Source organism: Psychrobacter sp. UBA5136 (genome assembly GCF_002414005.1).
Taxonomy (GTDB): domain Bacteria; phylum Pseudomonadota; class Gammaproteobacteria; order Pseudomonadales; family Moraxellaceae; genus Psychrobacter.
Map to the genome: position 1 here is coordinate 29,914 of NZ_DHYG01000008.1, position 22,385 is coordinate 52,298.

The window sequence follows — 22,385 nt, forward strand, 5'->3', positions numbered from 1 at the left end:
TACTTTTGCAAGAGGTCTATTGTTTAAGCTTTTATTTTTAACATTAAAACCGTTAATTTAGCTCTAGTTTATCTGCCAGCTTTTGATATTCTCCAGCGATGGTCGCACCGCCTGAACAAAAGTAATTTAGCGCATATTTGTCTTGGCTATCGATGGTCAAGGTATTGTCTTTAAATTGAAAAAAGGCCGTGCTGTCATTCACTTTACTTTGAAAAATAACACCGTGCGCTTTGTCTTGTCCCATTAAGGTCGCCTGACCATCAAAATGGCAGGTCGGTTTTTTTATATCGCTACGGGCGCGAACTTTAATAGCAATCTTGTCATCTCCCTCTGCTTGTACCGTCACCCCAACCCAATCATAACCTTGCGCGCGCTTGGCATAACCTTTTGACGCATAATCGCCAACGACCGCTTGCACGGCTGGCGTGACAGCGGTTGCTTGCGGTCCAGTTTGGCTATTTTTACTTGACGGCAGGTTATGACAGCCATTTAAGAATACCGCAGCAGACGTTATGAAAAGTCCGATAAAAAAACGCGAGTGATGGGCATAGTGAGGTGGCGACTGAATCATTGCATTACCTTTAATAAAGGGGTTAGTAAAAAGAAAATAAGTAAAAGGGGGGGTGGACTAGTTAATATCAGTCAATCGACCGATATACAAAAAGATAGGGGATAGTAGCGTTTACATAACGCCTCGTCTATAGAGTAAGCAATACTGTAACTTGCTTAAAAGTATCTGCTTATCACGATATTGCAAAAATACTCCATAAAAATAGGCATTGTAGAATAACTAATAAAATTACTTATGCCAAGTTAATAACTCGATAAGCGGATTTGTCACTAAGCGTTTGGCACCCATGCTGCTAGCATATCCCTCATTATCCGTATCATTATGTATAGAACCGAACCAAATTTCGAAACGCAAGATTTCTATCCATATTATTGAGCAACGTTATTATTTATTAGAGAGCAAATATGCAGCCAAATAAAAAGCGCGGTCAAAAAATAACTCAAAAGCCCCTCAATGCGCGTGCTCCTTTCGCTATGAAACAAATTAGCCTTACTAGCAGTTTGAGCATTGGTAGTGTCCTTGCAGCGGCTGTGCTGATCACAGGTTGTAAGCCTACCGAAGCCAATCAAACTGATGCCGCTAATAAGACAAAAAACATTGATTTATTAAATGTATCTTATGATGTGTCACGCGACTTTTATAAAGACTACAATCCCTTGTTTCAGGCAAAGTTTCAGGCAAATTATCAGCAACAACACCCAAATATGAAGGTTAATATCAATCAATCGCACGGCGGCTCGAGCAAACAAGCGCTGGCGGTTGCCAATGGCTTGCAAGCAGATGTAGTGACGCTAAATCAAGAAAGCGATATGAAATTGCTGGCTGAAAAAGGCTTGGTGGCGACGGATTGGCAGCAAGCCTTTCCAAACAGCGCCGTACCTTATAGCAGTACCATGGTGCTACTCGTCCGCTCTGGCAATCCTAAAAATATCAAAGACTGGTCAGACTTAGCACGTAATGATATCGCCGTGGTGATGCCAAATCCAAAGACCAGTGGCACCGCGCGTTATGCCTTTTTGGGCGCTTATGGCTACGGGCTCCATCATTTTAAAGAAGGCGTGCAAAGCTCCGCCAAAACCGATGCTTTTATCAAAAAACTACTGGCAAACGTGGTCACCTATGACAATGGTGCGCGCGCTGCCACCACCACTTTTACCCAGCGCGGCCTTGGCGATGTTTTAATCACCACCGAAAACGAGGCGCATCTGGCTGCCAAACAGTTTGCCAAAGGTCAGGTCGATATTGTGTATCCAAGCTACTCGATTGCGATTGCCAACCCTGTTGCGGTGGTAAAAACTGTAGCCGATAAAAAAGGCACAACCGAGACGGCAAATGCTTATTTAGCAGGCTTATGGGAGGCACCAGCACAAAAGCTGATGGCGCAAATGTATATGCGTCCTAGCAATGCAGCGGTGCTTGCCGCGCACAAAGACACCTTACCTGAGATTGCAACCTTTGAGCCAGTCGCTGTGTTTGGTGACTGGGACAGTATCATGGCGACGTTTTTTGTCGATGGCGGGCGTTTTGATCAGCTGGCAAGGGTCAAGTAGAGGACGGCTTTACGATTTTATAAACGCCTTTTTATAAGCCAATTTCTTAATAATTTTTTAACGATGTAAGCGCTAACTTATTATGCGATAGCATGATTATGGATAAAATTTTAAAGCCTATTGATCACTTAGCTTATTTAAGTCATTGATAACTTTCTATATTAACTTCCTTTATTCCATTTTGGCAATAACATACGCATATTCATCATTAAACATAATAAGATAGCGCTGTTAGCATACTTGCATTAACTAACCAATCCCTTTTGAGGCTGCCATGACATCATATACAACAGGTTATAAAAATAAAACGCTTAGCGCGCTCAGTATCGCCGGTGTGGCGCTCACTTTGGGCATCGCGGGCTGTAGCAGTAATGAGCAGGCGGACACCACTGCCAGCGCTGATGGCACGCCAGCCACTACTGAAGGTCAAAACATTGAACTGTTAAACGTCTCTTACGATGTGGCACGCGACTTTTATAAAGACTATAACCCGTTATTCGTCGAGCACTACAAAAACGAGCATCCAAACAGCAATATCATCATCAAGCAATCTCATGGCGGCTCAAGTAAGCAGGCTTTGTCAGTTGCTAACGGTTTGCAAGCCGATGTGGCAACCATGAATCAAGGCTCAGACATTGAGCTGCTTGAGAAAAAAGGCTTGGTTGAAGCTGATTGGGAAAGCAAATTCCCAGACAACGCTGTACCTTTTACCAGTACCATCGTTTTCTTAGTACGTAAAGACAATCCAAAAGGCATCAACGATTGGCAAGATTTGACCAAAGATGGCGTTGAGATTGTGATGGCCAATCCAAAGGTCACGGGTAACGGTCGCTATGCGTTCTTAGGCGCCTATGGTTACGGTTTACATGCCTTTAATAAAGATGAAACTAAGGCCAAAAACTACGTCAAAGACATGCTGAAAAACGTCAAAGTTTATGAGAATGGCGGACGTGCAGCGACGACCACTTTCGTGCAGCGCGGTATCGGCGACGTCTTGGTAACCTTTGAAAACGAAGCCAACTTGGCCGCCAAAGATTTTGGTGCAGGGCAAGTCGATATCGTTTATCCAAAATATTCTATCAAGTCTGAAAGCCCAGTCGCGGTTGTAAAAACCGTGACCGATAAAAAAGGCACGACCGAGGCGGCAAAAGCCTATCTTGATTACTTATGGAGCGAGCCTGCCCAGCAGTTGGCAGCCAACTTATACTTGCGCCCAAGCGTAAAGAGCGTGCTTGATAAAAACAGCGATAAATTGCCACCTATCGAAACTTTCCGTCCAAATGACGCCTTTGGCACCTGGGATGACATCATGAGCACTTACTTTAGCGATGGCGGCGTGTTCGATCAATTGGCCGTTAATGCACCAAAGTAAGCCGCTAGTACGCTGACTGCTTAAACCGTTTATTTGCAACTAAATAGGTTTAAGGCGTCAGTTTTACAGTAACGTCCAAGTACATAAAGGACATGGCTACCCACGCTGTGTCCTTTATCGCTTACACAGATTCATAATAACTACATTTGATAACATGCGGTGCTTACGAGCAGTAACTAAGCGCCAGCAGTTAGGCAATAGGACATCACTATGAGTGCAACCACTTCTCCTGCCAGTAAACCCGTCAAAAAAGGTTGGCTGACACGCTTGCGCCAGCGCAATGTGCTGCCAGGGTTTGGCCTGAGCATGGGCATCACGGTCTTTAGCTTATCGCTACTGGTTGTGCTACCGTTTGCCATGATGGCCTATACCACGACGCAGATGGGCTGGGCGGGCTTTTGGGAGACGATTAGCCAGCCGCAAGTTACCGCTGCTATCAAATTAAGCTTATGGATGTCGTTTTTGGCGATGCTTACCAACATGGTGTTTGGTACGCTGGTTGCTTGGGTGCTGGTGCGCTACGAGTTTTGGGGTAAGTCGCTGATTAATGCCTTGGTTGATTTGCCATTTGCGCTACCAACGGCGGTTACCGGTATCTCGCTTGCAACCCTTTATGCGCCTAATGGCTTGATCGGGCAATGGTTTGCTAAGTTTGATATTCAAGTCGCCTTTACGCCACTTGGTATCTGGCTTGCCTTAGTGGTCGTCAGTTTTCCCTTTATCGTCCGTGCCGTGCAGCCGGTGTTGGCAGAATTGTCCGTTGAATTTGAAGAGGCAGCGGCGGTATTAGGTGCCAATCGTTTCACCACGTTTCAAAAAGTGATTTTACCCGAACTATTACCAGCTTTATTAATGGGCGCTGGCATGATGTTTGCCCGTGCCACTGGTGAGTACGGTTCAGTTATTTTTATTGCCGGTAATATTCCCATGCAGTCTGAGATTTTGCCGCTGATTATTATCAGTAAGCTTGAGCAGTTTGATGTGCAAGGTGCATCCGCCGTGGCGCTCTTTATGCTACTGATTTCATTTGTGATTTTATTGACCATTAATATCGTACAGTGGAAGCTGTCGCGCCGCGTAGGAGCCCGCTAATGCAAATCTCTAATAGCTACGACTACCAGAGCAATCCAGCGACCAAAGACGCGCCGTGGATACGCCGTACCTTTATCGGCATCGCTGTGCTGTTTATGGTGGCGATGTTGGTGGTGCCACTCTTAGCGGTGTTTTATGAAGCCTTTAAAAATGGTTGGCAGTTGTATATAGCTTCACTGGTTGACCCTGAAGCTTTACAAGCAATTAAATTAACCTTAATTACTGCGGCCATTGTTTTACCAATTAATATGGTGATGGGCATTGCGATTGCGTGGCTGGTGACACGTTATCAGTTTAAAGGTAAGCAGCTGGTGACAACCTTACTCGATTTGCCGTTTTCCGTATCTCCGGTGGTTGCAGGTTTGATGTTTGTGCTGCTATTTGGTCTAAACTCTAGCATTGGCGGCTGGCTTGAGAGCATGGGCTTTCAGGTGATTTACGCAGTACCGGGCATTATTTTAGCGACGTTATTTGTGACTTTTCCGTTTGTGGCGCGTGAGCTGATACCTTTGATGCAAACCCAAGGCGATTCTGAGGAACAAGCAGCATTGACGCTTGGCGCCAGCGGTTGGCAGACCTTTTGGCACGTGACACTGCCAAATATTAAATGGGCGCTGCTGTATGGTTTGATTTTGACCAATGCGCGGGCGATGGGCGAGTTTGGCGCGGTCAGCGTGGTATCCGGCCATATTCGCGGTGAAACCAACACCATGCCACTATTGGTTGAGATTGCTTATAACGATTATAACTTTACCGCCGCCTTTGCCTTATCGAGCTTACTTGCTGCCTTGGCGCTGGTGACGCTCTTGATACAACAAGTGATGACTAAATTGCAAGAGCGCAAATTTACCAAGTCTGAGCGTTTGGTCAGTGCGCCTGAGTTGCCCGTAAGTGCCAATGCTAAGAATGCTAAAAACGCTAAAAATGCTGACAATGTTAAAAGTGCTAACGATACTAAGCAGGTAAAGAATGCTGATACTGATGCAACCATGGCGAAAAGCACAGGTAATCTATAAGCGTTATTCTATAAATCAAGCAGCAGCATTAAGGCCATCAGCCACGCCAAAAATATAAAAAGAGAACCCATTATGAGCATCGAGATTCGCAACGTTAATAAAAAATTTGGCAATTTTACCGCCTTAGACGACATCAATATCACCGTACCGACGGGTAAATTGACGACGTTGCTCGGTCCGTCAGGCTGCGGCAAGACTACCTTGCTGCGTATCATAGCCGGTTTAGAACATGCAGACTCTGGGCAGATATTGTTTGACGAGTTGGACGTGACCGATACACCGGTGCAAAAACGCCATATCGGCTTTATGTTTCAGCACTATGCGTTATTCCGCCATAAAAACATCGCCGATAATGTCGGCTTTGGCTTAACCTTGCTGCCAAAAAACGAACGCCCAAGTAAGGCAGATATTAATAAGCGCGTTGCAGAATTATTAGAATTGGTACAGCTGCCGCACGTTGCCAATGCCTATCCGCACCAACTATCTGGTGGTCAGCGTCAGCGTATTGCGCTGGCACGTGCACTGGCCGTAAAACCGAAACTACTATTACTTGATGAGCCGTTTGGCGCGCTAGATGCCAAGGTACGTAAAGAGCTGCGCACTTGGCTAAAAAATATTCACCACGAGCTTGGCATTACCAGCATCATGGTCACCCACGACCAAGAAGAGGCGCGGGCAGTATCCGATGAGATTGTGGTGATGAATCATGGCCGCGTCGAGCAGGTAGGGACGTCAGAGGAGCTGATTCACCAGCCAGCAAACGCCTTTGTCAGTGACTTTTTGGACTTAGTATAATGTAGCCCTAAAGGTAAAGGTGTATTTACATTAAGGGCGTATTTTAAGACAACGCTTAAAAACGAAGCTTAAAAACAAAAAAGACCTCTCATTGATAGGTCTTTTTTTTGCGCTTAATTATTTGTTGTTAGCCTTTCTTAACCCACTTCTTTTAATATTAAGCAGGCTTTGGCATATTGATATCTTTGGTTGATATTTGCTTATAGGTGATGTCCAAAATGTCTTGGCACCATTCTGGCAAATCATCAGATACTTCATACCACATCCACGTCCCATCACGAACGCAGCTTAAAATACCCAGTTTTTTTAGATGATTCAAATGACGCGAGATGGTTGGTTGCGGCTGATCGAGTATTTCTACCAATTCACCAACGCAGCGTGATTCTTTATTAAACAAGATTTGAAAAATCTTTAAGCGCGTTGGGTCAGACAATACTTTAAATAACTCAAGCGGTTGTATCGTAGAATTATTATTAGACATAGAACAATTCCAATATAGATTTAATTAATAGGGGGTCAATATAACAGCAGTTATGCGTAAAATCGATTAAAAAATGAGCAAATCTGCCGTTCGTCGCCATTTTACTACCTTTGGTACTTTGTGGTTACACCTAAGACTGTATTCAGTTACATGGATAAAGTAAGCGTAATATATCTTTGTAGCAGCTTTGGATGTGACTGATAAATATAGCAAATACTATTGTAAATGGTAATAATTATCGTTATTATAAAGGATAACAAGCGAGACATTCTCAGTAGGAGCCGCCCATGTACGTATGTATCTGTAACGACGTTAAAGACAAACAAATCAAAGCTGCCATTGCCTCAGGTATTGATACATTAGAAGGGTTAAAAGAAACCCTTGATGTCGCGACATGCTGTGGCTGCTGCGAGCCCATGGTCAATGATTTTCTTGAAGAACATCATGCTAAGCTTGATGCGTTGGCCTATGCGGTTTAAGTGGCGGTTTAAGCCTTTGCTCCCACATCTATCTATGAATAATCCGCGACCAATCCGCTCAAACTCCTTTTCTGCCTTTCGTTTATCTGTAATGCTTTAGCCGCTATTTTGCCTTTATTCTCGACTATCTCATCGTTATGGTTAAAAGTTATCACTATAAAGATGATACATAGTTTAAAGGGCAGAGCGGCTAGCACTCATATCTGCATTTAGCTATCTTTAGCTCCCTTATCGGCACGGTCACTTCTTGCCGCAACACTTCTTAAATTTATAAAAACGCTCGCTAAAACTTTCTGCTTGAGCGAGTTAATTATAATTCTCAATTAGCATCTTATTCTTAGTTCATATCGTTACAAGCGTTATGGCGTCTCTATGCTACTATATCTGTCTAACTTTGTAAGACGTTTGGTTGATTTTAATCTTTACTGATTAGTTTACGAATGCTACTTTAACTATATTTATTATTGTGAATGTATTTTTAGGCATATAAAAACTTTGCAGGCACATAAAAACACAGGAGTATGAGTCATGATAGGTAGCCCAAAGGTTATTGATTATTTGAATTTTTTATTAGGTGGTGAGCTTGCGGCTCGTGACCAGTACTTCATTCATTCTGAGATGTATGCAGAATGGCATTACGGTAAATTATACGACCGTATCCACCATGAAATGCAAGATGAAACGCAGCACGCCCAAGCGATTATCCGCCGTATTTTAATGTTAAGCGGCACGCCTAAAATGAAGGTGAACGAGATTAACATTGGCACAACGGTTCCTGAAATGCTGCAATTTGATCTTGATTTGGAATACCAAGTTCAGCAGCATCTAAAAGACGGCATTGCGCTTTGTGAAGAAGAGCATGATTATGTGACGCGCGAGATGTTGGTTGAGCAGCTAAAAGACACCGAAGAAGATCACGCCCACTGGTTAGAGCAGCAACTGCGCCTTATTGACATGATTGGTCTGCCAAATTATTTGCAAAGTCAGATGGCGGAAGTGTCTCCTGATATTGTTTAGTATTTTATTAACTAACTACCTTTAACTATCATTAACATTAATAAAATGAGTAAGCAGGACAGGGAGAAAACCATGAAAGGGGATAAAGAAGTTATTCGCGCACTCAATCAAGTGCTCGGTCAGTCATTAATAGCCATCAATCAGTACTTTTTGCATGCGCGTATCGCACGACACTGGGGCTTAGAGGCGCTTAACGATTCGCTGTATAAGCAGTCGATTGCGGAGATGAAATGGTCAGACGACCTTATCGCACGTATTTTATTGCTAGGCGGTCTGCCAAACTTGCAAGATTATGGCAAGATGTACCTTGCTGAGGACGTGCCAGAGATTATCGACTGTAATTTGCGTTTAGAAAAACAAAAATTTGGCATTATTACCGATGCGATTACCTTATGTGAGAGCAAGCGCGACTATGTATCACGTCATTTACTCGTCACTTTAAAAGACGGTAATGAAGAATATCAAGACTGGCTTGAGACCCAAGAGGACTTGATTAAAGACGTTGGTGTGGAAAACTACATCCAATCGCAAATGGATGACGATCATACGCCTTAAAATAAACGATCAAAAACATAGAAAAAATCTATACCTGCCAGCGCCTACTCAGATAAGTTCTAGATTGACTTTTTTAGTAGGCGTTGGCATTTTTATGTTTAAGGCATTTTTAATATAAAAGCTTAATACAAGCCGCGCCCATCTTCGGGTTTTAGGCGTAAAAAATATAAGCCTGAAAGAATGGTCAAGATACCGAGCACCCAATAAGTGGCTTGAAAGGCGGCCAAGGTATCAAGCTGTAAGCGCTCACGCAGCAGATTTAGTACCGCCGCGCCAAAGGCAATACCAAAGCTGATGGCCAATTGTTGATTGACGGCCATTAAACTGTTGCCGCTACTGGTCTGCGCGCCTTCCAAATCGCCGATAGTAATGGTATTCATTGCACTAAACTGCATGGAGTTACAAGCGCCCATAATGGTCAAGATGGGGATAAACCAAATCCAATTTTTGGCATCGTTAAACTGCGTCAAGACAATGATCAGCAAACCTATCAATAAAGTATTGACCACCAACACCTTACGATAGCTAAAACGCTGAATAATTTTACTCACCAAAGGCTTGATACCGATTGCCCCGACAGCGATGGGCGCAAGCAGCCAACCAGCTTGCGACGGCGAGTATTCAAAGACCACTTGCAGCAAGAGCGGCAACAAAAAGGGCACGGCACTGATGCCTAAACGCGTGAATAAATTGCCAGTAATACCAATACGAAAGGTACGAATGCTAAATAAGCTCAGCGGAAATAGCGGGGCTTTACGGCGCTTGGCATGCCAAACATAAGCGCCGATCAGAATACTGGCTCCCACTCCAAGCAGCAAACCGTAAAGTCCGCGCCCTGTCTGCGAGCCAAATTCCACCGCAAGGGTAAAACCGCAAGCCGCCGCCGCAAATAATACAAACCCCGTCCAGTCTAAGCGCTTGGTGTCTTCAAATAAAGCGGGAACCAGCTTTTTGCCCATGATAAAGCCAAAAATGCCCATTGGAATATTGATTAAAAATATCCAATGCCAGCTGGTGTATTGCACGATATAACCGCCTAATACTGGCCCAACCAAGGGCGCAATTAGCGCTGGTATCACCGCAAAGTTCATTACCGTTAAGAGTTTATTGCGTGGATAAGACTTGACCAATATCAGCCGCGCGACAGGGGTCATCATGGCGCCGCCAATGCCTTGGACGACGCGCGAAGCAATCAAAAGCTCTAACGTCGGCGACGCCGCACACAGTAGTGAGCCAATACAAAAGATGACAACGGCGTATAAAAACACCCGCCGAGTACCATATTTATCGGCTAAAAACCCGCTAATGGGAATAAAAATCGCCAAAGTTAGCGCGTAGCTGATAACCGCCCACTGCATTTTTAGCGGTGATTCTCCAAGTGCTTGCGCCATTTGCGGCAAAGAGGTGTTTAAGATGGTCGCATCTAAAATTTGCATAAATAACGCCACCGCTAGGACATAGGGCAGGTATTTATCTTGCGTTGGAGTGAGGGTTACCATATTGACATCGCCATATCTGCTGACCACTGCTGTTAAGTCAGTCTTTAAAAAGCCGTTAAGTTGGGATAGTATAAAAACAACCGCCTATGAGTTAAATAGCAGCAAAGTAACGGTGTGCGCCCAGCCCTTGATGAATTCCTCTTTATAACTTTGTTTTTTGATCTTTTAAGATAATTAACCGCACTTAAAAAATAGGTTACAAGACAGGACTTTAACCCAAGCGCCGCTATAGTAGAATTGGCATATATGATGACGCCGGACTGAGAAAAAACTAAGACAGATTTTTCTGGCTTAGTGTCGCTAGCCAGTAGAGGCTGCAATTTAAAATACCTGTATTTAAGTCATTTTTAATAAAACAGTTTTAATAGAACAATAAAAAATAGGAAGTATTATGAGTAATAACAATAGCTCGTCTGATAATTCGTCTAATAACAATCTATCGAACAACAAGGTATCGAACAACAATACCAGCAGCTACACGCTGCCAAGGGTATGGAAAAATGACACCGAAAACGGCGGTAAGTTCGCGAGCATCAATCGCCCAACGGCCGGTGCCCGTCATGAGCAAACGCTGCCCGTAGGTGATGCCCCTTTACAGCTGTATTCACTAAATACGCCGAATGGTGTGAAAGTAAATATTTTGCTAGAAGAGCTTGCCGAGCTAAACGTTAAAGGCGCTGAGTACGACGCCTATAAAATCGACATCTCTGAGGGCGATCAGTTTGGCGCAGGATTTGTTGCTATCAATCCAAACTCTAAAATCCCTGCCTTGGTGGATCATAGTGCAGTGACTGAAAATGGCGAACCTGTTGCGCTCTTTGAGTCGGGCGCTATTGTATTATATTTAGCGGAAAAATTTGGTAAGTTTGTGCCGCCAGCGGATGGCTCACAAAACAAAGCGCGGGCAGATTGCCTGTCCTGGCTTATGTGGCAGATGGGCAGTGCACCCTTTTTAGGCGGCGGTTTCGGGCACTTTTATGCCTATGCGCCTGAACCACTAGAGTATCCTATCAATCGCTATACGATGGAGACCAAACGCCAGCTTGACGTTTTAGATATCCACCTCAAAGACCATGAGTATATGTGCGGCAACGACGAGGCAGATTATAATATTGCCGATATGGTTATCTGGGCATGGTATGGTCAACTGGTCCTTGGCAAACTCTATGATGCAGCGGAATTCCTGCAAGTAGATGATTATAAGCACCTGAAGCGTTGGGCGCAAAAAATCGCCGAGCGCCCAGCGGTTAAACGCGCCGTAGAGTTAGCGCTTAAGCCTATCGCCTAACGCCTAACGGAAGCTATAGCGCTGAATAAACAATAATACACAGGTTTAATAAAGGTTAATAGACAATTTGCTTATTAACCTTTTGCTTGTTATGCTTTAAACAATTATATTCATTATTAAAAATATATTTATTTATATATCTAGTTAAGGTATGATTTATTCATTACATAATGACACATTATTATAACGGATAGAAACAATAATGCGTTAAGATAGCAGTTACTGCTTTAACGGGCAGTTGTTGATATTTATTTTATTGATGAGTAATGATTATGAAAAATAATAATAAAATTAAGCGTACATCGCTATCCTTGTTAAGTGAGGGGAAGGTGAATTTTGGTCATATAAATACTGTTGACCCTATAAATAATAAGCGCAATAAGCCGCGCCATAAAATATCTGACCGCTTAAGTGATGCTGCTTATTTTAAAACCGTGCCTATAAAAATAAAAAAGATAAACCTATTCATGCCAAAGAAAATTTTATTGCCATTGTTTGCCGCGATGAGTACCGTATTATTCAGTTCGGCGACGTTGGCGAGTGCGCCTGTGAGTTTTAGCAATCAAGATTGGGAAGTGGCGTGTGACAATACCCGTACTTGCCGGCTAGCAGGTTACCAAGCCGAAAACAACAGTAATTTACCCGTGTCTTTATTATTGGTACGCCGCGCGGGAGCGAATGCCACAGTCGATGGTAAGGTAAAACTTGGCGGCGCTAAAGAAAGCTCGGCCAAAGCGCTGATGCAGCTTGGCAACCGTCATCGTATCTCGCTATTTATTAACGATAGGGATTACGGGGAAACCAAACCTTATTCAGTGGCGGCGGGTCATGCGGAGCTCACCTCAGCACAGGTCAGCGCGCTACTTGATGCGTTGACCAAATCTAGCAAGATTGAGCTGGTGATTCGCAATACACGTTGGCAGTTATCGGATAAAGGTGCCAGCGCTGTGATGCTAAAAGCCGATGAAGCCCAAGGCCGAGTAGGAACGTCAAGCGCCTTTATCGCAAATAACAGCGCCAGCAAATCTAACAGCAGCGTTTTGGCACCTCAGGCGGCACCCTCCTTGCGACTGGTCACGCCCAACCCTAAAGCCATCTCTAGCAGTAAGAAAAAATTTGCTATGCGCTCATCGCAGTTGGCTGAGATGATGAAAACCACCATGAAGGATACAGGTACGGACTGTCCAAACTTGGCAGATAAGTCACCTTGGAAGGTCAGCCGCCTAAATAGTAAGCAGCTGCTTGCCCAGCATGATTGCTGGACTGGCGCCTATAACACGGGCACGGGCGTTTGGGTACTAAATGACAGTAAGCCGTATAAGCCGACATTGGTGACAACCAGCGCGACCGATTATAGCAATGGCAAACTGTCTTCAGTACAAAAAGGTCGCGGGCTTGGTGACTGCTTATCTAAAACCGACTGGGTATGGACGGGCAAAGCCTTTGAAAAAAGTCATGAAAGCACCACCGGAATGTGCCGACTAATAGAGGCGGGCGGTGCTTGGCAGCTGCCAACCTATGTAACAGAGGTTAAAATTTCGCGTTAATTAAAGATGGCCATAGAACTTATTTTTAGCATAAATAGAAAAATAGGTACTGATTGGCGTTATATTGTGCTATACTACGTCGCCACGTTAGCATAGGCTGGCGTGAATTATGAGATTGATAACATCGCCTGCGATTTTGGGTCTAGGATGACCATAAGTAATTGTTGCCGATGATTTTGTGTACTTAAATAACCCTTTCTATTGATAGTGAAAGATTCGTTATTTTTGACTCATATCTTATCTACTAACCTTTATGACGGTTAGATTGGTTGTTAATTGTCTTTATCTGCTTTGGACAAAGCAAAGATAATGCGCATTTGGCAAACAAGGATGAGACACTCGGCACTACCACCAAAATACGTCAGACAGCACGAACGCCTTTATATAATAGTGACAAGCTTTATCAGCTTGGCTATTATTGTTAAACCCTTTTTTGGGTGACATAATGAATATATAAGCGTAGCGTGGTGAACGGTTATCAGTGGTATGCATCAAGTTTGCTGAATTTACAGCAGCTTATACTTACCAAGGATTACTATGACTGACATCTTATCTGCTATCGCCGCTGAAAACGGCATCATCGACAGCACTGATACCTCAAATACTGCCTCAAATACCGTTACTCAAGCGGCTACTACTGACGCTGCCGAAGAAAACAAAATCACTTTTAGCGATCTTAATATTGCCAAGCCGATTTTGACTGCGCTTGATCGTGTTGGTTATACCAACCCAACGCCTATTCAAGAACAAGCCATTCCTTTTGCCCTACAAGGCCGCGACTTATTATTGTCAGCGCAAACTGGTAGTGGTAAAACTGCGGCATTCGTTATCCCAGTACTTGACCGTTTAAGCCGTGCCACTAGCTTTGACAAATTAACCAAAGCCCTTATTTTAACGCCAACGCGTGAGCTTGCTCAGCAAGTACACGACAGCGTGCGCACCTATTCTAAAGACATGCGTGGCCTATTTTGTGTGCCATTGGTCGGCGGCGCGCCATACAACGGTCAGATTACCGCGCTAAGAAAAGGCGTTCAAGTAATTGTTGCGACTCCTGGTCGTTTGCTTGATCATATCAAAGCAGGCCGCGTTGATTTATCAAACCTTGAAGTACTCGTACTTGACGAAGCGGATCGCATGCTTGACATGGGTTTTGCTGATGATATCAACGATATCTTAAAAGCCGCACCTGACAGCCGTCAAACCATCATGTGTTCAGCCACTTGGGATGGCCCTGTTGGCAAGATTGCTGCGAGCTTCACCAAAAACCCTGAGCGCGTTTCAATCAAAGTTGAATCGGCTCATATCGAAGAAAAAGTATACTACTGTGATGATTTTGATCACAAAAACCGTTTGCTTGACGAAATCGTTTGCGACAAAGATATGGAACAAATCATCATCTTTGCAGCAACCAAACGTAGCACGGAAAAATTAGCAAAACAGCTGCAAGAAGCCGGTCATAAAGCCAGTTTCCTCCATGGCGATTTGCCGCAAAGCAAGCGTAACCGTATCGTACAAGACTTGCGTAATGGTAAATGCAAAATCTTAGTAGCCACCGACGTTGCTGCTCGCGGTCTCGACGTACCAGCGATCTCGCACGTGATTAACTACGACTTGCCGCGTCAAACGGAAGATTACGTCCACCGTATTGGTCGTTGTGGCCGTGCTGGTCGTACTGGTATTGCTATCAGTCTATGTAGCATGGATGATCGCCCACAGCTAAATGCTATTAACCGTTATTTAGATCGCAAAATGGAAGTCTGTGTCATCGAAGGCATGGAGCCTAAGAAGACTTATGTACCGAGCGAAAACAAAGGTAATGGTCGTGGCCGTGGTCGCGGACGTTCTAACGGTGGCGGTCAAGGCCGTGGTCGTTCAGCAGGCGGTTATGCAGGTCGCTCAAACGGCGGCCGTGGTCGCTCAAGCGATAGCTCGGCAACCGGTCAACGCGCCAGCAATGACAGCGGCTATCAAGGCAAGCCAAGTGAGCGCTCAGGTGGCAAACCATACCAAGGCAAACGCACTGGCGCGCCTAGCCGTGGTGACGGAAACAGCGCACCACGCGGTGATCGCGCTGCAACCGGTCGCGGTCGTCCAAGTGGCAGCCAAGGTCGCCCAGCAAATCGTTCTGACAGCCGTGGTCAAGGTCGTCCAACAGGCGGCAACCGTGGTAGAAACTCGTAATAAGTTATGATGAAGGGTTAATAGTGGTTTAAATACATGTCACTATTAATCATATAGCGTCATATTAAAAAGCCAGATACTTGTTATCTGGCTTTTTTGTGTTTAATGGTTGTTAAGGCTTATCTATAATCGCTTTAAAATAAAATCGAGTCGTTAATATCAGATCGCTGCTTGCGCGTCTTTTTTGCCTTGTCTATACTGACAGGCTTTTCATCCTTATATGCTGCGGAGCCATTTGATGCCCGACATTTCTCATTTAGCAATTGACAGTCTGCCATTAGCATTTGGCATCATTATGGCCATTATCGGTTTGGTATTTTATACCCAAGGATTGCCCGGTAAGTTTTGGCGCCGCTTTTATGCCGTTCTGCCCGGAATTGTTTTATGCTGCTTTATCCCAGCAACGCTAAATAGCTTAGGTGTCTTTGCTGATGGCATAGGTTCACAAATTTATGGGTTTACCGCCACGTATCTGTTGCCAGCAAGTTTACTGCTAATGACGTTGTCGATGGATGTGCCAAAGATTTTGGGTTTAGGCTGGAAAGCCATTGCCATGTTTTTTGCCGCCAGTATCGCCATTATTATCAGCGGTCCAATAAGTTTGGGTGTGGCTAAATGGGTATCGCCTGAGATGTTTACCGATGATACTTTATGGCGCGGATTTTCAGCGGTCGCGGGTAGCTGGATTGGCGGCGCGGCAAACCAAGCGGCGATGAAAGAGCTGTTTGGCGTTAGCGATGACTTATTTGGCATGATGATTTTGGTTGATACCACCAACGCGTCATTGTGGTTATTGGCTATTTTGGTCATGGCCAAGCACAGCGCCAAGATAGATAAGTTTTTACGGGCGGATAGCAGTAGTATTGATAAAGTGGTTGCCGCAGTTGAAAGCTATGAGCGTGACCATGCGCGGCCCGCGACTTTGAATGATTTGATGGTGATGTTTGGCTTGTGCTTTGCCATGGTTGGGGTGGCGCATTTTTTAGGTGGTCAAATCGCAGAGGTTTTTGCGCCTTATCGCTGGGCGGTACAATATAGCTTTGCCAGCTCATTTTTTTGGATGGTAGTGATTATTACCTTGATAGGGGTAGTTTTCTCGTTTACTAAAATCCGTCGCCTCGACCATGTTGGCGCCTCCAAAATGGGTACGGTATTTATCTTTATACTGATTGCGGCTATTGGTATGCAAATCAATCTTGCCGGTATTGTCTCCCAATGGCGCCTGCTGTTAATCGGTCTATTATGGATGAGTATCCACGTCGTCATTATTTTTGCGGTCGCAAGACTCATTCGTGCGCCATTTTTCTTTTTAGCGGTCGGCTCCAATGCCAATACTGGCGGCGCGTCATCAGCACCGATTGTCGCCACAGCATTTCACCCATCGCTAGCGCCTGTTGGCGTGTTTTTGGGTATTTTAGGCTATGCCGTGGGCACTTTTGGCGGTTATATCAGTACGCAGATGATGCGACTGGTGGTGGGGTGATAGTATTTTTATCAGTATTGACGGCTTTTACAACTAATAACCAAGAACGAATAATAGCCATTCTAGGATAAGTACATGACCCCTTTACACATTGCATTAGCAGTACTGGTTGCCTTTATTTGGGGTGTAAATTTTACCTTTATTGCATGGGCGCTTGAAAGCTTTCCGCCACTGATGTTAACCGCGCTACGTTTTTTCTTTACCGCCGTGCCGTTGGTTTTGTTCCTTAAACCGCCTAAGTTCAACCGTACACTATTTATTTATGCTATCGGCACCTTTGTCATGCAATATGCCTTTGTATTTACCGCTATGCATTTGGGTGCATCGGCAGGATTGACGGCGCTATTGCTACAAGTTCAGATTTTTATCACGGTACTACTGGCCTATGTCATTTTGGCTGAAGCAGTGAGTCGCATGCAGATTATCGGTATGCTGGTCGGTGTACTAGGGCTGGGTGTGATTGCGCTGAATCTCGGCGGTGATATGCCCTTGGTTGGCTTTATCTGCATATTGATTGCGGCCATAGGTTGGAGCTTTGGCAATATCGCTTCAAAACAGGCCTCAACGCAGCAAAGTATTAGTAATATTACTACTGCCGCTCCTGTTAATAGCAACAATAATGCTTCAAAAAATAAAACATCAAATAAGACATCGGCTCTGTCTGCGGTATCACTGGTGGTATGGGGCGGCCTGATTGCTTGTGTGATTTTGACTTTAACTTCTCTACTATTTGAAAATGAGGCATGGACGCTTGCGACATTCACGCAGGTATCTCTCAAGTCTTGGCTATCACTTGGATTTATCGTCTATATCTCAACCCTGATTGGTTTTGGATTGTGGGCGCATTTGCTTAGTCAAAATATCGCTTCTAAGGTGATGCCATTTGCTTTGCTGGTGCCCGTATTTGGTATGGTAACTTCCGTGCTGCTCATAGGAGAGGTGGTTACATGGTGGAAAATGCTAGCAATGGTGCTCATTTTATCTGGACTGATATTGGCTAATGTAAAGATAGAGCTGGGAAGAAAGGCGACTCGTACCTAGAATTAAATAACGTATCCAATTTATTTTTACATATCACTGATGTGATTAGAGTAAGAATAGACAAAAAGAGCAGTGCATCACATATGAAGCATTGCTCTTCTTTATGCTAAAAGCTTTATATCCCACTACGATAAAGATGAAAACAAACTTTTTATAGCTACATCTGTACACTCACAGTCAAAAACTCTGCACCCACAGTCAATCTATTTGGCCAAAACCTCGCTATAGTGAAAAAGCTTGATCATTAGGATAGATGATAAGCCAGAGAAAGCGCGCGCTGAAAGGTAAGGATAAATGGTCATATAGACCGGTATATTCTCTTATTTCACCGATGCAAATGCGCTTGTTCTGACCCAATTTCTCGACAAGGAGTCTTTTATGAGCAACGCTCACCCCTCTATAGATCCCATTACCTTGTCTGTCGTACGTGGCGCCCTAGAAACGGCGCAGCGTGAGATGACAACCACCTTAGAAAAAACCGCCCGCTCTAGTGTTTTTAACTTAGCTCATGACTATAGTAACGCGCTGTTTGATCATTTGCCTGAGATGATTTTGCAAGGGCAAGATATTCCCATTCATCTAGGTTCACTCATGCCCGCTATGAAAGCCGTCGCCGAATATTACGGTGACGATATTCATGAAGGCGATGTGATTTATCATAACGACCCTGTGATGATGGGCAGCCATATCTTAGATTGCTGTATGTATAAACCGGTGTTTTATAAAGGTGAGCTGGTTTTTTGGACGGTTTGTAAAGGTCATGTCACGGATATCGGTGGCCCCGTACCCGCAGGCTATAACCCTGATGCCAAAGAGATATATGCCGAAGGGCTGCGCATTCCGCCTATTAAACTTTGGGAAAAAGGCGTCAAACGCCATGATGTGATTAATTTGCTGCACAGTAATATGCGCTCACGCCGTAACCAAGAAGGCGATCTTAATGCGCAGTACGGAGCGTGCGCTGTCGGCGAGCGTAACATGATTGCGCTGCTAGACAAATACGGCGTCGAGACGGTACGCGGCGCGATTGAAGAGCTAAAGAGCATGGCTGACCATCATATGCGCTCGTTAATTTCTTCTATCCCAGATGGCGACTATCATGGCGAGGCGGTGTTAGAAGATTCAGGTCATGGTTTGGGCGATATGACCATCAGCGCCGACATTGTCATCAAAGACAGCGATGTGCATATTCAAATCACCAGTCCGCCACAAGTTCCTTATTTTATCAACTCTTATGCTGGTAACTCGATGTCAGGGGTATTGCTGGGGCTGATGATGTTTGCCCAAGTGGAGCCGCCGTATAACGAAGGCTTATACCGCTGCGTGACCGTTGATTTGGGTGAGCATGGCACCTTGTGTAATGCCAAAGAACCGGCGCCGCATGTCAATTGTACGACCACGCCGATGGAAACCTTAACCGATGCGGTACGTATGGCATTTGAAGCAGCAGCACCAGAGCGCGTTACCGCCTCTTGGGGACATTCGTCAGGGATCAATATCGCTGGTATCGACCCAAAAACTGGCGAGCAATACGTCACCATGATTCTAGCATCTATTATTTCAGGGGCCGGAGCCACGCAGCAAATGGATGGCTGGCACGCTTATGGGCCATTGAGCTGCTTTGGGGCGTTAAGCTCAGGGGATATCGAGCTGTTAGAGTACCAGTATCCTATCTTAATTCATAAGTATGGCTTGGCAGAAGACAGTGGCGGCGCAGGCGAGTACCGCGGCGGCTGTGGTACGGTTTGGGAAGTTGAGCCCTTAGATCATACCATGACGGTTATTGCCTTTGGTGAAGGTCGTCAGCATCCTACCATGGGCGCAGGCGGCGCGGAACAAATCTCACCCGAGCTGAAAGTTGGGCGTCTAGAGATACTACATAAAGATGGGCAAACGGACTTATATAGAAAAAATACTGTCACGGAAATCACGCCGGGTGAACGCGCGCGCAATACCAATCCGGGCGGCGGCGGTTACGGCAGCTCGTTTGATCGCGATATCAAAGCGGTTATTAAGGACGTGGAAGAAAGGATTATCTCAATTGCAGCGGCAAAAACCGAATACGGCGTGGTAATAGACCCCGATACCTTGACGCTCAATGAGACTGAAACGGAATATTTACGCCGTCAAATAATCGCATAAAACACATTGAATTTTCATGATTGAGTTAAGGATGACTTATGAACAACGATTTTCGTATTGGCGTTGATGCTGGCGGGACTTTTACAGATTTTGTCTTGGCAGAAAAAACTGGTGACATTCATCTGTTTAAAGCACCATCGACCCCAGAGGATGGCACCTTAGCCATTGCTAATGGTCTCCAGCAAATTGCCAACAAATTTAACCGCCCTATTGAGGACATTATTCAAGCCTGCGACTTGTGTATTAATGGTACGACAGTCGCGCTAAACGCACTGATTCAGATGACAGGCGTAAAAGTGGGCTTGTTATGCACCAAAGGCCATGAAGACAGTATCGAGATACGCTTAGGGCACAAAGAAGAAGGGCATCGCTACGATGCCAGTTACCCGCCAGCGCCGCAGATTGCCACACGTGACCGCCGCTTTCCCATCGGTGGCCGTATCTTAGCGGACGGCACCGAACACGAACCGCTAAATGAGCAAGATATCCTTGATGCGATTAAAGTATTAAAAAAGCAAAACGTGCAAGCAGTTGCCATCTCTTTTGTGTGGTCTATCCGCAATGTTCAGCACGAACAGCGCGCCAAAGAGCTGATCGAGCAGCATATGCCGGGGGTGTTTGTCTGCTGCGGTAGCGAAGTCTATCCGCAGATTAAGGAATATACACGCACCTCAACGACGTTGGTTAATGCTTATTTAAGCCCTGTCATGGCCTCTTATGTGCATAAAATTGATGATTACTTTAAGGCGCTTGGCGCTGAGCAGCCCGTGCGTTATTTTCAGTCAAATGGCGGGCTTGCTGTTGGCAATATCATGCGCGAACGAGCAGTTAATGCCATTAATTCAGGGCCGGCATCAGCGCCGCAAGCGGGTTTATACATTGCCAGCGCCTTTGATATTGATAATATTATCACCGTCGATATGGGCGGGACGTCTTTTGATATCACCATGGCCAAATCTGGTCGAACCATCTTAAACCGTGATATTGATTTTTTGCGCAATCGTATTGGCGTGCCGATGATTCACGTCGAAACATTGGGCGCAGGCGGCGGCTCGATTGGTCATGTGAATAATTTTGGTATGTTAGAGGTAGGCCCACAAAGTGCTGGCGCGACCCCAGGCCCAGCGTCTTACGGTAAAGGCGGTGAGCTGCCGACAGTAACGGATGCCAATCTGGTCTTAGGCTACCTTGAGCCAAATGCCGTGCTTGGTGGCTGCGTGACCTTGAACAAAGACAAAGCCCAAGAAGCGGTACAAAAATACATTGCCGATCCCTTAAAAATTGACATAGCGCATGCCGCCTTTGGTATCAGCGCCATCGTCAACCAAAATATGGCAAACGGCATTCGCCGTATTACCATTGAAAAAGGCTATGATCCACGCGACTTTGCCCTTATCTGTGCTGGCGGCGCAGGTGGTATGCATATTGTTGATTTGGCAGAAGAGATGGGTATTGGTACTATCTTGATACCGAAAATTGCTTCTTGTCTGTGCGCCTTTGGTCAAATCATCTCTGATATTAAATATAACTATCTGGCCACGCAAATGATGATTATTGCGCCAGATTCAGAGCTACAGTCGCTCAATGCCACCTTACACGAGCTCGAAAGCTTGGGGGTACAAAAGCTGCTTGAAGATGGCTTTGCAGAAGACGATATTATCATCGAGCGTACCATGGAGATGCGCTACGTCGGGCAGGTGCACGAATGTAATGTACTGGTACCAAATGGCAAGCTTGATGCCGATAGCGTACAAACGATTTTAGAGGCCTTCCACCATCGTCATAAAGAGCTTTACACTTATGATGAGCGCGATAATAAGGTGGAGCTGGTCAATATCGAAGTGGCTGTTATCGGGAGGATCAGTAAACCCAAGCTGCCAGAACTTGCTCAGCAACAAGGCGATATCAGTCAGGCTAAAGTAGGCAGCCGTGCGATGATTATGGATCAAGACTATGAATGGATTGATACGCCTATTTATAATGGTGAGGCGTTTGGGGCAGGGGCATTTATTGCAGGGCCGGCGCTTATTCAAGAACCAACCACCACGATTGTGATTAAAAAAGGCTGGCAAGCAGAGCTGCATGAAACGGGTACTTATAAGCTGACCAAAGCGGCTTAGAATGGTATTTTTTATCTAATTAAAATGGCTTTATAAACTTTCAGTCAGGCACTAAACCCAGTTTAATGCCTGATTTTTGTTTTAAAACTTATTGTAGGTGTGATATTTAGACCTCTTATTTAGTAAATCAGTTTAGAAACCCAGTTGCCCTACAGG

At 45.0% G+C, this 22,385-nt stretch carries 18 protein-coding genes; 15 read left to right on the top strand and 3 right to left on the bottom strand.

What is annotated here, in order from left to right; translation table 11 throughout:
• Nucleotides 1–52: 52 nt before the first annotated feature.
• The gene (locus B4240_RS00985) at nt 53–571 is read right to left on the bottom strand and encodes a hypothetical protein (protein ID WP_296236337.1); all 519 of its coding nucleotides are present in this window, start codon (nt 569–571) and stop codon (nt 53–55) included.
• Between the two features lie 473 nt (nt 572–1,044).
• On the opposite strand from B4240_RS00985, the gene B4240_RS00990 reads away from it, so the two are divergent.
• The 5 genes from B4240_RS00990 to B4240_RS01010 all read left to right on the top strand — a co-directional run bounded on the left by B4240_RS00990 (nt 1,045) and on the right by B4240_RS01010 (nt 6,396).
• Nucleotides 1,045–2,121: a sulfate ABC transporter substrate-binding protein gene (locus B4240_RS00990; protein ID WP_296236403.1), complete on the top strand. Its 1,077-nt coding sequence runs from the start codon at nt 1,045–1,047 to the stop codon at nt 2,119–2,121.
• 274 nt (nt 2,122–2,395) lie between these two features.
• Nucleotides 2,396–3,493 carry a sulfate ABC transporter substrate-binding protein gene (locus tag B4240_RS00995; protein WP_296236338.1) on the top strand — a complete coding sequence of 366 codons (1,098 nt, stop codon included), beginning with the start codon at nt 2,396–2,398 and terminating at the stop codon, nt 3,491–3,493.
• A gap of 210 nt (nt 3,494–3,703) precedes the next feature.
• Complete coding sequence (gene cysT, locus B4240_RS01000; protein ID WP_296236339.1) at nt 3,704–4,585, top strand: sulfate ABC transporter permease subunit CysT; 882 nt, start codon at nt 3,704–3,706, stop codon at nt 4,583–4,585.
• The gene (cysW, locus tag B4240_RS01005) at nt 4,585–5,601 is read left to right on the top strand and encodes a sulfate ABC transporter permease subunit CysW (protein WP_296236340.1); all 1,017 of its coding nucleotides are present in this window, start codon (nt 4,585–4,587) and stop codon (nt 5,599–5,601) included. The genes cysT and cysW overlap by 1 nt, the downstream gene beginning before the upstream one ends.
• 72 nt (nt 5,602–5,673) lie before the next feature.
• Nucleotides 5,674–6,396 carry a sulfate/molybdate ABC transporter ATP-binding protein gene (locus tag B4240_RS01010; protein WP_349679076.1) on the top strand — a complete coding sequence of 241 codons (723 nt, stop codon included), beginning with the start codon at nt 5,674–5,676 and terminating at the stop codon, nt 6,394–6,396.
• A 157-nt stretch (nt 6,397–6,553) separates the two neighbouring features.
• On the opposite strand, the gene B4240_RS01015 is transcribed toward B4240_RS01010, so the two are convergent.
• Complete coding sequence (locus tag B4240_RS01015; RefSeq protein WP_296236341.1) at nt 6,554–6,877, bottom strand: ArsR/SmtB family transcription factor; 324 nt, start codon at nt 6,875–6,877, stop codon at nt 6,554–6,556.
• A 287-nt stretch (nt 6,878–7,164) separates the two neighbouring features.
• Between B4240_RS01015 and B4240_RS01020 the strand changes: the two genes are divergently transcribed.
• The 3 genes from B4240_RS01020 (at nt 7,165) to bfr (B4240_RS01030) (ending at nt 8,928) form a co-directional block, all read left to right on the top strand.
• Nucleotides 7,165–7,356, top strand: a complete 192-nt coding sequence (locus B4240_RS01020; RefSeq protein WP_296236342.1) for a (2Fe-2S)-binding protein — start codon at nt 7,165–7,167, stop codon at nt 7,354–7,356.
• Between the two features lie 528 nt (nt 7,357–7,884).
• Nucleotides 7,885–8,373 carry a bacterioferritin gene (gene bfr, locus B4240_RS01025; protein WP_296236343.1) on the top strand — a complete coding sequence of 163 codons (489 nt, stop codon included), beginning with the start codon at nt 7,885–7,887 and terminating at the stop codon, nt 8,371–8,373.
• Between the two features lie 72 nt (nt 8,374–8,445).
• Nucleotides 8,446–8,928 (top strand): bacterioferritin, encoded by a 483-nt coding sequence (gene bfr / locus B4240_RS01030; RefSeq protein ID WP_296236344.1) that lies wholly within the window; start codon nt 8,446–8,448, stop codon nt 8,926–8,928.
• A gap of 122 nt (nt 8,929–9,050) precedes the next feature.
• Here the strand turns inward: bfr (B4240_RS01030) and B4240_RS01035 are convergent, their stop codons facing one another.
• Nucleotides 9,051–10,427, bottom strand: coding sequence for a DHA2 family efflux MFS transporter permease subunit (locus B4240_RS01035; RefSeq protein ID WP_296236345.1), 1,377 nt, complete (start codon nt 10,425–10,427; stop codon nt 9,051–9,053).
• A gap of 391 nt (nt 10,428–10,818) precedes the next feature.
• On the opposite strand from B4240_RS01035, the gene yghU reads away from it, so the two are divergent.
• The 7 genes from yghU (at nt 10,819) to B4240_RS01070 (ending at nt 22,229) form a co-directional block, all read left to right on the top strand.
• Complete coding sequence (gene yghU, locus B4240_RS01040) at nt 10,819–11,715, top strand: glutathione-dependent disulfide-bond oxidoreductase (protein WP_296236346.1); 897 nt, start codon at nt 10,819–10,821, stop codon at nt 11,713–11,715.
• A gap of 467 nt (nt 11,716–12,182) precedes the next feature.
• Nucleotides 12,183–13,262, top strand: coding sequence for a DUF1176 domain-containing protein (locus tag B4240_RS01045; protein WP_296236347.1), 1,080 nt, complete (start codon nt 12,183–12,185; stop codon nt 13,260–13,262).
• Between the two features lie 537 nt (nt 13,263–13,799).
• Complete coding sequence (locus B4240_RS01050) at nt 13,800–15,443, top strand: DEAD/DEAH box helicase (RefSeq protein WP_296236348.1); 1,644 nt, start codon at nt 13,800–13,802, stop codon at nt 15,441–15,443.
• 238 nt (nt 15,444–15,681) lie between these two features.
• Complete coding sequence (locus tag B4240_RS01055) at nt 15,682–16,926, top strand: DUF819 domain-containing protein (RefSeq protein ID WP_296236349.1); 1,245 nt, start codon at nt 15,682–15,684, stop codon at nt 16,924–16,926.
• Nucleotides 16,927–17,001: 75 nt separating this feature from the next.
• Complete coding sequence (locus B4240_RS01060) at nt 17,002–17,967, top strand: EamA family transporter (RefSeq protein ID WP_296236350.1); 966 nt, start codon at nt 17,002–17,004, stop codon at nt 17,965–17,967.
• A 378-nt stretch (nt 17,968–18,345) separates the two neighbouring features.
• Nucleotides 18,346–20,109 carry a hydantoinase B/oxoprolinase family protein gene (locus tag B4240_RS01065; protein ID WP_296236351.1) on the top strand — a complete coding sequence of 588 codons (1,764 nt, stop codon included), beginning with the start codon at nt 18,346–18,348 and terminating at the stop codon, nt 20,107–20,109.
• A 38-nt stretch (nt 20,110–20,147) separates the two neighbouring features.
• Entirely contained in the window at nt 20,148–22,229 is a 2,082-nt protein-coding gene (locus B4240_RS01070; RefSeq protein ID WP_296236352.1) for a hydantoinase/oxoprolinase family protein, read from the top strand.
• The last annotated feature ends 156 nt before the right edge of the window (nt 22,230–22,385 follow it).